General features: G+C 50.5%; 7 protein-coding genes. 3 read left to right on the top strand and 4 right to left on the bottom strand.

Translation table 11 applies throughout. The features are described 5' to 3' along the window. Nucleotides 1-98: 98 nt before the first annotated feature. Both H6G21_RS09650 and H6G21_RS09645 read right to left on the bottom strand, forming a co-directional pair. The gene (locus H6G21_RS09650; protein WP_190573136.1) at nucleotides 99-1,976 is read right to left on the bottom strand and encodes a hypothetical protein; all 1,878 of its coding nucleotides are present in this window, start codon (nucleotides 1,974-1,976) and stop codon (nucleotides 99-101) included. Nucleotides 1,977-2,193: 217 nt separating this feature from the next. Beyond that, nucleotides 2,194-3,654 (bottom strand): hypothetical protein, encoded by a 1,461-nt coding sequence (locus tag H6G21_RS09645; RefSeq protein WP_190573134.1) that lies wholly within the window; start codon nucleotides 3,652-3,654, stop codon nucleotides 2,194-2,196. 354 nt (nucleotides 3,655-4,008) lie between these two features. Between H6G21_RS09645 and H6G21_RS09640 the strand changes: the two genes are divergently transcribed. Together H6G21_RS09640 and H6G21_RS09635 are read left to right on the top strand one after the other, a co-directional pair. Continuing rightward, nucleotides 4,009-5,205, top strand: coding sequence for a hypothetical protein (locus H6G21_RS09640; RefSeq protein WP_190573132.1), 1,197 nt, complete (start codon nucleotides 4,009-4,011; stop codon nucleotides 5,203-5,205). 115 nt (nucleotides 5,206-5,320) lie between these two features. Further along, complete coding sequence (locus tag H6G21_RS09635) at nucleotides 5,321-5,689, top strand: hypothetical protein (protein ID WP_190573129.1); 369 nt, start codon at nucleotides 5,321-5,323, stop codon at nucleotides 5,687-5,689. Here H6G21_RS09635 and H6G21_RS09630 read toward each other — a convergent pair. Further along, the gene (locus H6G21_RS09630) at nucleotides 5,626-6,816 is read right to left on the bottom strand and encodes an ABC transporter substrate-binding protein (RefSeq protein ID WP_347278001.1); all 1,191 of its coding nucleotides are present in this window, start codon (nucleotides 6,814-6,816) and stop codon (nucleotides 5,626-5,628) included. The genes H6G21_RS09635 and H6G21_RS09630 overlap by 64 nt on opposite strands. A 654-nt stretch (nucleotides 6,817-7,470) precedes the next feature. Between H6G21_RS09630 and H6G21_RS09620 the strand changes: the two genes are divergently transcribed. Further along, complete coding sequence (locus H6G21_RS09620) at nucleotides 7,471-7,653, top strand: hypothetical protein (RefSeq protein ID WP_190573125.1); 183 nt, start codon at nucleotides 7,471-7,473, stop codon at nucleotides 7,651-7,653. 174 nt (nucleotides 7,654-7,827) lie between these two features. Here the strand turns inward: H6G21_RS09620 and H6G21_RS09615 are convergent, their stop codons facing one another. Continuing rightward, the gene (locus tag H6G21_RS09615; RefSeq protein WP_190573123.1) at nucleotides 7,828-14,667 is read right to left on the bottom strand and encodes a LamG domain-containing protein; all 6,840 of its coding nucleotides are present in this window, start codon (nucleotides 14,665-14,667) and stop codon (nucleotides 7,828-7,830) included. Between the last annotated feature and the right edge of the window lie 61 nt (nucleotides 14,668-14,728).

Below are 14,728 nucleotides of genomic sequence, written 5' to 3'. Positions count from 1 at the left end.
CAAGGGGCTTTTTCGTGCTAATCCCCCGATCGCGTCTCGTGCAGAAATACGATCGGGGGATTTCGAACAGTTGAATTGACCGAAGGGGGTGCCTCTGGCTACCAATGCAAATTGGGATCGGGATTGGGGGCCTTGGGTAACTTCTCGCAGATAAAGGCAATCAACTGCATATCCACAATGGCCTCAACGATCGGCGGCGTGGGTGTTGGGGGCGGTGACGGTGGGGGATTGTCGGTAGGTGGAGCCACCACGATCGGCGGCAAAGGCCGGATGGGGGGCCGTCGGAATACCTCACCAGGACGACGGGCTATATCTTCATTGGCCATATCCCCCAGGTCTCTGAGCAGCTTGCTCTTGTCCACTTGGGCCGTTAAATCTGACCGCACGGGCACCGATTGCACTTGCTTAAACAAGCGGGCATCCATGGCTTGGAACTTTTGGCTACTGGCTGCTGGAGCCTCCATCCGCACTGCGCGAATTCCGCCCAAATCCATCCGCTTGAGTACACCGGGATTAACCGCCATATCCGCGCGATCGAGCTTGGGTTGAACCTGCTGGACTGCGGGTTGATCTATCACTTGCGCCCCTTTCGGTTGAACAGTGGCACCTTCCGCAGGGATGGTGGAAATGCCTTTCTTCGCTGCCACCACGTCAATTTCCGCAGAACTAATTTTGAGTTCCCGTTTGACGGCAATCACCTGCTGTACTAGTTGGGGATCGGCGGATTTGAGCGAAATTGCACCGGCTTCTAAGCTACGAATTGCCTTGGGGTTGACCGTTTTGGGAATCGGTTTCAGGGGCAATGGCCCCAATAGGCGTAATTTCCCAGACTGCAAATCGCTAATTACCTGCGCGTTTTTTGCGGAATCGGGCTTGAGTTCGATCGTCAGATTGCGGGCAAAAATCATAGAAGTTGTGTAGGCCGAGAGTTGCCCCTGGGGTGGGTTTTGGCCATCGGAGAGGACTGGACGCCCATCCGTCCATCGCCAAAACGGACTGGTGAACAAACTGGGATCTAACCACGATCGTAGAATGGGAATCCGCGTCAGTTCCACAGAGAGTTTCGTAATTTCCAAATCAACGGCTTGGGCCGTGGTGCCACCCGCCTGATCCGCCACGCGGCGAATGCCCTCCGGTGCTTTGCTGCTCAAGGCGGCAATCTCGTTGGCGTCCAGTGTTAATTTTGTCCAAGTACTTTGCCGATCGGGCCGGAAAAAATCCTCAGGATAGAACGCAGTCAGATAGAAATCCTGGTTTTCTAAATCCGTTTTATAGGATTGCTGAAACTTTTGTTGCCATTCCTCCCAAGCTACTTGGGGGCGTCGCCGCATCAGCCGTGAGACATCTCGCAGGGCTTCTTCAATTTCCAGCTTAGCGCCTTTAATCGTCCACTCATTCAACGCCCGATCGACCTTGGCTTTATACAGCGGTTCCTCAACGGCAAGCCAGGTTTGCTTGACTGCCGGATCAGTAGAATGATCTGCGGTTAATTTATGCTCTAGATATTCCGTTTGGGCGGCGATGTGTGCCTGTTGATAGGTGGAATAGGTATCAAACTTCGGAGAATCCAGTAAGGCTCTGGCCTGTTGATATTCCGCTGCTTCCGCTGGAGTCCACACTTCATCCACTACCGCTGCCTGGGTCAGGACTTGGTTATACACACTCCACAGCGATCGTTGATCCGATGACCAGACTTGGCTCACCGCAGGAATCAGATTCACCAAGCGGGCAAAATTTGCAGCGAGTTCCTGTTGTTCTTGAATAGTGAGTTTAGCGGCCTCTTCGGGAATCGCAAAACTTAAATCACGGTTAGATAACGGAATTGCGGGGAATTGGAAGGACAAAAAACTATTATTACTCGCCAAGCCGCCACTCGCATTGGCTTTGCCATAGAGTAATTCTAATTTCGTTAATAATGCAGCGACAACGTTACTCGTCACTGAGCTAGCGGCTGCACTGGTGACTGAATTGACCATAAACACCTCAACAAACCCACATAACGGGTAAAACTCGATCGATTAAGAAAACCATCACAGAAGTCGTCAAAATTGGATGCTCAGGACTTTGAAAAGAGAAGACCCCAGCTCTGCATGCAATCACTGGGGTACATCACTGGAGTACATCACTGGGGTCATCATCTGGGAGAAAGCTAGCGGTTAACCATTAAGACCCTGAGAGAATCCAGAGCAGAATTTAATTGAACTCTGCGTTCTTCAATTCCGGGAGTGGATTGGGAGACTTCGGAATGAGATGATTGACGAAACCGATAATTTGCATTCCCGGAACCTTTAGCGTTGCGCCCTTGGCATCGCTGTTGTAGTCGTGACCTTTGCTGCCGTGGGAATAGCCCCCGCTGAGACGAATCGGCCCCCAACCCACACTGCCGCCGCCACTAACCTGCTTGCTAAATTCGCGATAGGCTGAGACAAATTCCGCAGACTCGATCGAAATATTGCGGGCGAACAGGATCGTTGTGGGGTAACCCACCAAGTTGCCCTTGGGTGGTGCTGCACCATCCGATGGCATATCGCCATAGGTCCAGCCTTCCCCTTTACGCAGTGTCCAACCACGATTCATGAAGAACTCAGGATAGAACCAAGGCCGTGAAATCACAACCTGTGCCAGTTCAAAACTGAGCTTGAAGCTAGAAAGCCCAAAGTTGCTGGAATATTTCTGCGAAGAACCACTCGCGCCACCGCCGACACTGAATAGACCAAAGTTTACCCGTGCCCCAGCATTCCACGATGAAGTAGACGATCGGGAGGAACTATTGACTGCTGAATGACTGACGGAATAGTTTGTCCAACCGCCGCTGGACGCGAAATTGCCGGGAATCAGCGTGGTGTATTTAAAGGTTTGTCCGGCACCCAATCCGTTTTGATCTGCATCTTCGTAGAATTCCAATAACCGTTGTTTCCACAGTAGGAGATCCCGTTGTGTAACCTGGTTGATATAAGCATTCATCTGATCGACTTCATTACGATAGCCACCAGACACCCAGGCATCCATCGCAGCTTTAACCCGCAGACGGTACAGTTGCGCGTTATTCGTCCAATCGGCCACTGCCTGCTTGCCGTCTGCCCCGGTCGCACTTTGGGCCGCGATGCGTTTTGCGTTGTATTCCGTGGCTGCTGCAATGTACTCTGCCATCTTGGCATCGTAGGCTTTCTTGACGGGGCCGTCGTCCGTAACTTCCTTATCTTCGTCGGTGATGATATCCTTCACCACTTTCGTAGTCCGGAGCAAATTCCGGAATTTTTCCAGCTTGGCTTTTTCTTTATCGCTCAATTCATAGGAAACCACTTTGGAAAAGCGTAAGATTTCACCATAAAGATGACTCAGACGGGCTTCGGAAGTGCTGAAAATCGTTTGTTGCTGATCGTTATTGTAAGTCCGGCGAGGATCGGGAATAAAATCGATTAAATTGGCCAGATTAAATGCCTGTTGTACTAGCAATTTATCTTCTTCCGCATCCTTACCGCCGCCCATCCCCTTGGCACAAAAGAGGAAATCTTCTGGCATAAAGGGAATGCCGGGTTCGCACCAGGAAATAAACGTATCTTTCGAGGGCGGAACGGTTTGATCGCCGCCCGTTGTAATTTGATGTAACTGACTCAGAAAGACTTGGCCGAGATCATTCAATGTATACGCCATGAGGAACTCCTTAGCAGAGAACTGATGTGTAGTGGTGTAGCGATATCTCAATTTTGTCTAGGGAACTTGCCAATGGCGGTACCCTAGGGGGTAATCTTTCGATCGCACGATCCAACCCATAAAGGTGAGAGATTATCCCTCAATAGGGCAATAATAGGCGCGATCTACGATCGGGCAGAGGCACGCACCTCAGGGATTGGCGACAAAAATTCTCTGTATCAAGTTCAGTAACAACAACCGGAGCAAAAAATAGCGTTGCTAGAGTATTGGGTAAAGCACTGTACGTGACTTGTCCACAGTGACTTGTGTGCAGTGACTTGTGCGTAACTATACTCAATTATCTGGTGAAGCTTTATGACACGTCCCCATTTTGCTCTTTCGTCTCCAACTTTGTTCCGCAGTGGTTTGGCGCTGATCGGGTCTAGCGTTGTTTGCTCCAGTTTGGTGCTTCTGGGTGCCGTGCAGCCCACGCTAGCGCAGACTAATGCTACGCCGATAAAAGCCACGCAGACCCATGTAACCAATGCTCTATCGCCAGAAACCCTGCTGGGTCTAACTCCGATCGCGACTTCGATCGCTCAGTCAAAATTACCGAATGAAGTCATCTCTGCTATTCAAACAGATCTTCAGCAGCGTTTCGGCGTTGAAAAAATTCAGGTTGTTAGTTATTCCGAACAGCAATGGCCCGATGGTTGTTTAGGTTTAGCTAAGATGGAACCTTGTACGTTGGCGACGGTACTGGGTTGGCAGGTGACGGTGAGTCATGGAACCGAGCAAAATTGGGTGTATCGCACCGATCGTACCGGAAATATTGTGCGCCTCGAAGACCCGATGCAAACCACGAAACCTGCGATTCCCCAACCCACTGGCCTATCCAAACAGGTGGCTGCTAAGCTATTGCGCCAGGTTTCCCGCGATACCCGCATTCCCAGAGGCAAACTGAAAATTGCAGAGGTGAAAGAAGCTGGATTTGATGGGTGTTTAGGGATTTATCGTCCCAATCAAGCTTGTACTAAAATTTTCATTCAGGGTTGGCAAGCGATCGTCACCGGCCCCAATCGTAGTTTTGTCTATCATTTGGATCAATCCGGCGATCGGATTGCCCAAAATTCTACGGCCAGCGGTGCAATGACCCCTCCTGTGCGGGTTTCCTTTGAACTGTTGGGTGGTGATCAGGCTCCCACGGTAGAATCTAACGTGGTTTTCCGAAGCACGGTATCCGGTGGCCTTGCAGGTATGGTGACGACGGTAACCCTAACGGAAGATGGCAAAGTGACTGAATGGACGGTAGGGCCAACGATTAAATCTCGGCCTGTGGTGCGCAAAACTTTGACCCCTAAACAGGTTGCAGAGTTTAAACAGAGTTTGGAGCAAGCCCGTTTCCCGAACCTAAATGGTCTGAGCTACCTCACGTCCGCTGCCCTAGCCGACTACCCGACAACGACTTATCAAACCCAATACGCAATGGTTCAGCTAATTGATCTGGAAGTCAAGAGTATGCCCCGATCGCTACAACAAGTGTATAAGCGATGGGAAACGCTGGTTAAGTAAATTGAACAATGAAAAGATGACCATAATGGGGAATGATTTTCGAATAACTATCATTCCCCCCGAAAAATGCTGTAGTGTTCCCATTTTCATGGAGTGTTCCCATTTTCATAGAGTCATGGCACCAATGACATTGCAAGGTTGGATTGCGGAATACAGTGCCCAAGGGATGGAAGGCGAGGTGTGGCGGATTTTCCAAGATCGTAATCATGCCCAAAGCCGGGAAGGTGGATGGGCGTTAACGGGAATGCATTGCCTGCAAACGGGGCAGGAATTAACGATTTTGGCGGAGGATGGAGCCATTCTCTGGACAGGCTCGATCGCTCCGACTCGATCGGGGTGGTTGGGGTGGCGAACGCTGCACCCTAGGGATCCCAACTGGACACCGCCCGAAATCCCTCTAGAACAGTGGCAAAGCTGGTTTCAGGCATCTCCACCCTTGGCGGCTGTGTTGAAATATCCTGATGCTGCGGTTAATTCTATGTGATGTTGTGCAGTGTTTAGAGCGGTTTCTGGTGCTAATCGTCCTAGTAATACGGCTTCAATCGCCCGTCCAATTTCTTCAGAAAGGCGATTGTACCCCAGGAAAATAGGCCGAGATCGACCGGCCCCTGCTTGGGATAGGAAAATATCTACAGCAGGCTCCTGCGATCGAAATTGTTGATAGGCTGGATTGTCCCGTGCCGTTAAATTCACGGGTAAATAGCCTGTTTGCACGCCCCAAGTGGTTTGAAATGCTTCGCTGAGGACGTATTGGGCAAATTGTAAGGCTGCCTGCTCTCGATCGGGGGTGGATTTGATCACGAATAGATTTTCGCCACCGATGGCCGTTGCCGATCGGGTTTGCCGTGGAAAGGGCATCACTGCAAAATCGATGCCCGTTTTTTGCAACTGTCCCAAGGTCCAAGGCCCGGTTAATTGCATCGCGACTTTCCCTGCTAGAAATTGATCGAGTTCGTAGCCCCGCTCTGGTTGTGACAAGATTGCAGAGCCATCCTGAATGAGATCCTGCCAAAATTGCAGTGCGGCGATCTCGCCCGATGAGTTGACCGTCACTTTACCGTTATCAATCAATTCACCACCAGCGCTCCAGAAAAATGGTAGCCACATAAAGACTGACCATTCTCCTTTTCCCAACGGTAGCAATATACCATGGCGGTCGAGTTGACCGTCTCCGTTGGTATCTTGCGTTAGCTGCTGTGCGACTGATCGTAGTTCTTGCCACGTAGTCGGCAGCGTTGTAATTCCCGCCGCTTTAAATAAGCTAGGACGATAAAATAAGCCTACATTATTGGTGCCAAAGGGAATTGACCAGGTTTTTCCTTCCAGTTCCATGCTGTCCCGCAGTGCCGGGTCGATCGCTTGATTTTCCGGAATTGTCGGTAACCACTCATCGAGCGATCGTAGAACATCCAGTTCCACCAACTGGCCAGTCAGGGTTGGCGCATACCACAACAGATCCGGTAATGCATTACCTACTGCTGCTGCAAAAATTTTGGGTAACTGTTGATCTCCCTGGCCCACATAACGGGGTTCAATGTGAATCTCTGGATGGGTTTGGTTAAAGCGATCGACCAGGTTATCCAAGACCGATCGGTTCGCTGGGGGATTCACCCCATGCCACAGGCTTAAGGTAATGGGGGGGGCAATGTTCTGTGGAACTGTTTGGCATCCCAGTAATAGACCAGAGAGTATACAGCACAGGGTGAAAAGGATAATTCTGCTAATCCTTGAACTAATGATTGACTCAATCGTTGGATCAATTTCTGTGCACATACATCTTTCCATCTCATTTTGTCTCCACATCTTGCTTCTTTTACTCTACAAAAAAGAGGCTCAATCTCCTCTTTGAAACATTAGGAATTCAGAAAACTCAGGGCAGTCTCATCATGGGAAAAGGCTTCGTAATATTCGGAATAATATAACTGGAGAGATTAATCGACTCCCTAAATACAATCACTCCAGTGCTGCCAGATGCGCAGCCAGTGGTGAAGTCGTTGCAACACGATCGGAGGGTCAACTATTCGATTATGGAAATGATTTACAAGAAGCCTATAGAGCCTATTTGAGATCTATGACTAGAACCTTGACTTTACCAAGCTTGCAGCGTAATTCGAGATGAATGATCTAGGTTTATTTAGTGCAGGTAATCCGCCTATCTAATGAATAGTACTCAATATTGCGATTGGCTGAAGTCTTGCATTTACCTATGATGCCTTTGGTAAGCTGGTGAGTGAGTCTGGCAATGCTGGGGTGAATATGTGATGCGTGAGTCCGTTACCTATCAATCCGTCTTGGAAGAAGGCCGTGAAGAAGGCAGGCCGCGAGGAAGGTCGCCGATCGCTGGTCATCAGCCTATTACGGGAAGGCGCAGAGATTGATCTGATTGTCCGGGCAACGGGCTGGTCAATTGAGCAAATTCAGCAATTACAGCAGGACAATGCTCACTAACGATCGCCCAACCCATAGAGCTATCCCCCCTTCAGTGCCTTAAAGAAACTGGGCGTTACCAGAAATTGGTAACGCCCAGACCATAATTCAAATCAAGTACAACTTGCTATTCAGAATGAGACTACGCGGATAATGTTCCGTAGTAATTCATCATGTACTGCACAACCAATGAGACTACGCGGATAATGTGCCGTAGTAATTCATCATGTACTGCACAACCTCAGATTCATGGGGAAGTAGCTCCGGTAAATAGCGGTTCAGCGCCTCGTGAACAGCCGTTGCAAGCAGTCCTACACTGTCCTTCTGGCTCCGCACCAGAGGATCTAATCGACGAATTAACTCATAATTACTACTCACATCGATCGCGACCAAGGTTTTTTCCAAGGAGGGTTGAGGCTGGCTGGGGATGGTTTCCAGCACACGGCTGACGTAGGTCACTCGGTGCATCACTCGCCAGCAGGCAGGCTTAGCAGCAACTTGATTGGCCTGTCGCAGCGCGATCGCATTGGGATCATGACTTTGATTCAACCACAGGGGATCAACCACACGGTGGAAAAACTCATCAAAGTGATTGGTTTTCGGTTCTAGGTAGAACGTCATAAACCGATAGGCATCCACCTTACCCGGTTGTTTTTGGGGCATGGGTTGCCGTGGATTGCTCCGATCGACCACCAGGTTGCCTGCCCCATCCCGTTGCATAATATCGCGTTCCACATCCAGTTCAATATTGACCCCAAATGCAGTCTGTGACTCAGCACTCTTCGCCACCGTCAGATTCAAATGCCCACCAAATAAGGCTTGCAGTTCAACTCCCATTGCGACCTTACTCACCGCAACTTCTGCGGAAAAGGCCAACCCTGCCATGCCTTTAAAGGCGTAGGAGCCGCCCATGGTTTCCTGCTGAATGTCTAGGGTTTCCTCCGATTCTGCAAAGAAGCCACCATCCGCAGTCCAGACATAGGTATTGACCAGATTGCGTTTGTGCCGTTGGGGCAGTTTATCCAGCGATCGGCCCTGGGCCAAATCGGCGGAGGAAAAATGGGTCACTGATTGCCGACGCCCCAATCCCCCAGCATCAAACTGATCGAATTCAGCTTTGAGTTGTTCCTGTTCCCGCTGAATTTTATTTTTGATCTGGTAAGCTTCGATCGGCTTGAAGTAACTACTATCAGAACTGTAGTTCAATGCATTGGGATAATCTAAATCTGCTTGTAGTCCAACCTTTCCATCCAGCGTTCCCTGTTTTGTGTAGGCAGCATTGATAGGAAATGTAATAATGTTCCAATCCCGAGGAATATCTGGGTTCGGACGCATTTGATAGGATACGAGGGCATTATTGTGCTGTAACCGTAGGGCAAAGACATCCGCCGTTTCCGACTGTACCAGAGCAAACCCGACATTATTGGGCGTAAAGCGTCCATCGATCGTATTGCCTTGCAGGGTCATTTTGCTTGCTTTCGTGGTGGTTCTGCCTGTCCCAGAACTGGCATCCTCCAACCAGCCCAGCGAATTCTCAAAACTCGTTTTGACCCCGATTTGCACGTCCGTATCTTCCATGGAAGTCTCAACCCCGACCCCCGCAGTGGTTTCAGACTTCACCCCAAAGGTCACCGAACCTTCGATCGCCATGTCAAATCCAGTATCCCGCGAGGATGTGTAGGTATAGGTCGTGCTTTGAGCTTCGGTGAGCTCTACTGAACTTGCTGCACTGTAATCCTCCCGCAGGGTCAAGTTTTCACTGGGTACCGGCGGCGCACCCTCGATAAATCCAATTAACTGCGGATCGGATTGCACTTGCCCCACCCATTCAGTCACTAAATTGCCCACCTTAAAGCCTGTGATAATTTGCCATTGCTGGTTTTTGATCACGCTATAGCAACGTTTGAGCACCCCAAAGAGATTCCCTGCACTATCCCGCTGCATTTCTCCGTATTCCTGCACACTGGGCTGGCTGTGCAAGATATCGTGATAAACCGTTCTTTCGTTACTGAGGGCGCTTTGGATTTGGGGGATATCCAAACTAATCGGAGCCTTGGAAAGGCGGAATGGCGGTGTGATGGGCTGATCAGCTTTGATAAACGTTAGGTGGTTACGATGGAAGGATTGATCCAATACTTGGGTTTCGCTTTCTGCATCACAGGAATAGTAGGCGATTAAGTCTTCCCGTTCGTTGAGCAATGGCGTAAACATATTATCTTGCAACTGCTCTAACGTGCGTACAGTCTTCCAGATTCGTAGATCTTTCAGAATTCCCTTAAATGCTTCCTGTACCGCTGTTCCGTTTAAGGCAGCCCCGATCGTGAATTGATTGGTCGTTACGGTTGTATTACTAATCAATTCCGTGGCGATCGGCATTCCTTCCCGGTACAACAGCAACGTGGAGCCATTGGGATTCGGCGTTTTTATCCAGGTACAGCCGCCTTTCAGTTTCGCGGTATGGTTGCCCTTCGCATCCTGGGCGATCGTGCCTTCCGCTTCCGCAAATGTCCACCAAGCGACCATCCCCTTTTCGGTTCCGGTGATGGGATTGCCCAGATCCGATCGCGCGACATTCCACAGCCGAACTTCACTCATGCTGCCATTGAAAAAGCTGGGTGTGCCCTCGAAGGATGCAGCTCGACCGATGATTAACGCACTATCGTTAGATCCCACCTCCTTAAAGGCTTCCTTCAGTCTCTCATCCGGGAATTGAGAGGCATCTGTACGGACAGAATTGATGTAGAACTGGATGTCGTACCATTGTCTAGAGATTGGCTGTTTATTGGCATCCAACTCGGTGCTGGAGTTATATTTACGAGTGACCCCAATCTTGGTAAATTTGCCCAGGGGCAGGGGTGCCGCCGTGGTAAACGTCTTGAGGGTACCATCCGCCGTTTCAAAGGCAAAGCCCACCTTGCCATCGAGCAGATAGAGCAGATAGGGAACCTTTTGTTCGGTGCCCGTGTTCAGTGTACCTTTGCTGAGAATCGGTTGAAACCCCGTGCCCTCGGGTTTGAGGAACACTTCGATCGTCAAGTCTCGATTGAGATCCAACGTTTGCTGATTGCTACAATCCAGGTAGCCCGTTTTGCCATCAAATTGCACTGCGTAGGCTTGGCAGAAAGTGGCAGCAACATGATTCCATTCCCCGGTTGGCAGGGTCGTTTTGGCCCGCAGCGTTTGATTGCCCACATTGGCGACTAGGGTGTAGGGGCTCAGGGGCGAAGTTTCTAGTTTCGGTGTACCGACAATCGCCCGATCGCGGCGATTAATTGAGTAATCCTTGGCCAGACCATTCTCAAAATGCCAGTACCGCACCAATCCAGCTTCATTGCCCTCTAACCGACGGTTATAATCCGCTTTGATTTGGGCATTCGATCGGGGTTGTGACCAGATGCGGACATCATCGATCGCGCCTTCTAGGGGAAAGCCATTACCGCCGAGGAAGTCGCCACTGGAACGGGTTAATTTAACCATCCCTTTACCTTGAAAAGCGGCATGTTTCTGCGTTGCCGTATCCAATTCCCCATTGACGAAAATCGCCTGTTCTCCGGTAGCTTTCGTGTATCGAAAGGCCAAGTGATACCAAGTATTAGGATTAATTACCGTTTGACCTGCGGTATCGTTGCCAAAGAAGCCGAAATAGGGTTTCCCGTTGCGAATGATCAAATGCAATCCTTCATTGGCTTTAAGAATATCGGTGCCTAGGAGACTGCGATCCCCCACCGTCGAAGGTAGATTAACCCAGACTTCCACCAAGAAATCCCGATCGCGTAACCCTAACTCTTCCGCTAAACCCAGTTCGATCAAATCCGTTGTCGCAAACCGCAGCGCCGACGGAATGGGTTCAATCCCAAGGGCATATTGTGCTGTGTCTGAGGCGCGGTATTGCAGAATGCGGCCTCGCTGCACATTGGGTGTGGGTTTAATCCAAGCTTCGATCGAGAGCTTCCGTTCCGCTGTCAGTTGGGGCAGCAAACTCGGATCACTCAGCTTGCCGTACTCCGTTCCGCTGAAGGCGAGGGTATTGCCCGGTGCCGCACCGACCCAACGGCAGACTGGCGTGGCCGATTGGGGTTGGAACGTGCCATTGGCTAGCAAATCCGCTGCGTTGGCTTGCCCACCGACTCCATCCACAATGCGCAGGAGCAAGGAACCTTGACGCAAATCGGCAAGGATATGGTTACTGCTGGCGTTGTTGTAATCGTATTCAATCAGGTTAATGGGGGTTGTGGCTGGCAGTGCTGTCTCAACGATCGCAGGTAAGACGGGCACCACCTCACAAGTGCGATCGCTGTTCTGCGCCACTGTAAACACCCTTTCTCCCACTTGAAGCAAATCGCCTGCGGTTAAGCTCCGGGTGAGTTTATCCGCAATGGTGAGGGCGGTCACCTGTCCCGGCGCGATCGCTTGGCCTAAGGTCGCCACATTCAAGGGTTCTGCCACCATGCCATTCAACACCGCTGCAAATTGTTTGGGCATCCGGGGCACATTGCGCCACACTTCCTGCAATGACTCTGCGCCACCCACGGTTACGGTACAGGTTTGGGCATCCTCACCGGTAATGGTGACTGTTAACCGATCCAATTCTGTTTCTGTAGATTTCGCGATTGCAATCACCGGACTATTGCCAGCACCCAAGGGGAATTTGGCCCGAGCCGTTAAGGTGTCATAGTAGGCAGCCCGGAATTGATCCTCCGTCCCTCGGAAATAGAGGGCCAGTTGGCCGGTGGCACTATCGAATAACAACGGCGTATCTTGGGCTGTGATGTTTTGTAGAACGCCTCCCGCGATCGTCAATCCGGACTGGTCGATCGCTAGGAGTTTCATCGGTACAGATTGTTCCCCCTGCAATTTGCTCAGTTCTCCTGCGAGCAGGGCTTCCTGATTTTGAATTTGTTGCTGAACTTGATCGATTTTCTGTTGTAAACTGGCCCGTCGATTGCGATTGTCAGCAGATTCATCAACTTTGACACCATTAAACATGCCGCTTAAATCAGAATTGATGTTGCCCGATTCCTTGTCGTTAAACACGATCGGTTGGCCGCCGGTCAACGTGACGATCGCGCCGGGATTAATCCGAATAGAATTAATGAATCGCAAATTTCGGAAATTCGATTGATTCCCTGCGGCTAGGGTGAAGGAATCCCCCTGAAAATTAAATCCACCATAAAACGTCGCTGTGGGAGCCACCATGGACTTGAGGGTGCTCTCCACTTGCTGGAGCTCTTGCTGGAGTTGGGCGATTTTCGCGCGGCGAGTATCGATAGCGGTTTTCAGGGCAGCGTTATCGGATTGGATAGAGAGCAAGGGCAACTGTACAAGGGTGGAAACCTGCGCCAATTGGCCCGCCCGAGACACAGCAAAATCCAGGATAGACACTTCGGGGGTTTGCGTGCCTTGCTGGGTATTGACCGCCAACATGACCCGCGCATTTTGTTTGAAGGGTTTACTGCTTTGCTGATAGCCTCCGATCGCATTTTCCTGTTGGTAATAGAGGATGGCGGAGAAGCCCGACGTAATCGATCGGCCCTCCAGTTGGAAACTATCCCGACGGAGACTGGTGCTGCTTTGGACGGGGGCACTTGACTTCACCCAAGTGGCATTGCCACGAATCGCGCCGTGTTGGGCAGAATCCGTGTGATCGAACAGGGTACGACCCGCTGCTTCATCAAACTGCCAATAGGCGACTAGACCGGGTTCATTGCCCATTAACCGCTGATTGAGGCTTTCAGCAATTTCAAAGGCCGATCGCGCCCGATTCCAAACGCGCACTTCATCGATCGTTCCGGTGAATAAATCCCGGCCTGCGATCGCGCCAATTTGGGCCATTGCGCTGTTTTGAACAGGGAAGGTTTGAACAGAGGAATTCCCCGGCTGATCCTGACTGACTTCCACACCGTCCACATAAAGTCTGCGGGCGCGACCATCAAAGGTTGCAGCGACATGGTGCCATGCAGAATTTTGGGCAATTTTTGCGGCTAGGACCTTCGGCTTGGCAACGGCATCCGACCAGGTATCCAGCAATTCCGTTGCGGTTAATTGCAGGGAATAGCGGCCTTGGTTGCCCCAGCTAATAATCGTGCCCTGCCCCTGTACCCAAGCTTCGATCGTATAGTTCGCGGTTCCACAGGGCAATTGGGGTTGGGAGATTTCAATATAATTATCTTGACCATTCAACATCAGAGCAGATTCTGAAGTTGTTTGAATTTCTAGCAGAGAACTTCCCTGGAGATTGAAGAGGCCATCGGGAGATTGCTCCAGATTGTAGGCATCAATCATTTGGGTTTTGCGGTTATAAGCAAAGATCTGCCATTGTTTAATCGTTGCAATTTCGGTGGGTAAAACTAATGCCGTAAAGCGCCCTTGGCTGAGGTTCTGAATAAATTCTAATTCCTGGGTGGGTTCCATGAAGGGATTGCCTTCGAGATCCACTGCATTCAAGCTATCTTTATCACTTTGAGGGCGGGTTTTATGGCGACTGCGTTGGTAGCGAACTTCTTGCTTTAAGCTGAGGCGATTGCCAACTAGGATAAAGCGATCGAGTAATAGGGTGGAATTTACGATCGGTGTTTTTCCATTGGTATAGATCATATCGGGATGTTCCGATGCGATCGCTTGGCGTAAAACATAGAGGGCTTTGCCATCGGAAATTACCTGAAAGGGGGCATCAGCGGATAAGCGAGCCGTAGAAGATAAAAATTCATCCAGTTCGCCTGCCCGCAGTTGCATGTTCGCTGCAACAGGCGTGCGATCGCCCTGTTTAACCTGGGGCATGACTGTGGCATCTGCAATCCCAAAACCCACTTGGGTGATTTCCTTCGGGAAAGGCAACAACTGGGGCTGTTCTAGCCAACATTCCCCATCAAATCCGGTCTGACTGGCGGCCCCCTGGCTCAAATCCAGCACACTATAATAAATTCGCCGCTTGTCGTCCATGGCAAAGGCAATGACCGTGCCTTGGTGGCGCACCGTGGTGGTGTATTGATAGCGGGAATAATTGTAGGTTTTGACAAAGTTGTCCGTAATTCGCATTGGATAGAGCTCCTGTGTTAGTTTCGATGAGCCAGACCCGACGGTATGGCAAAGGATGAAA

Origin of the sequence: Alkalinema sp. FACHB-956, assembly GCF_014697025.1 — a bacterium.
Lineage (GTDB): Bacteria > Cyanobacteriota > Cyanobacteriia > Leptolyngbyales > Leptolyngbyaceae > Alkalinema.
The sequence above is the reverse complement of the archived record's forward strand: the minus strand, read 5'-3'. Positions and strand labels throughout refer to the sequence as shown.

Bases quoted from the DNA above. Each gene is read 5' to 3' on its own strand.
- H6G21_RS09615 (WP_190573123.1), bottom strand. From the start codon at position 14,667: ATGCGAATTACGGACAACTTTGTCAAAACCTACAATTATTCCCGCTAT.
- H6G21_RS09650 (WP_190573136.1), bottom strand. From the start codon at position 1,976: ATGGTCAATTCAGTCACCAGTGCAGCCGCTAGCTCAGTGACGAGTAAC.
- H6G21_RS09645 (WP_190573134.1), bottom strand. From the start codon at position 3,654: ATGGCGTATACATTGAATGATCTCGGCCAAGTCTTTCTGAGTCAGTTA.
- H6G21_RS09635 (WP_190573129.1), top strand. From the start codon at position 5,321: ATGGCACCAATGACATTGCAAGGTTGGATTGCGGAATACAGTGCCCAA.
- H6G21_RS09640 (WP_190573132.1), top strand. From the start codon at position 4,009: ATGACACGTCCCCATTTTGCTCTTTCGTCTCCAACTTTGTTCCGCAGT.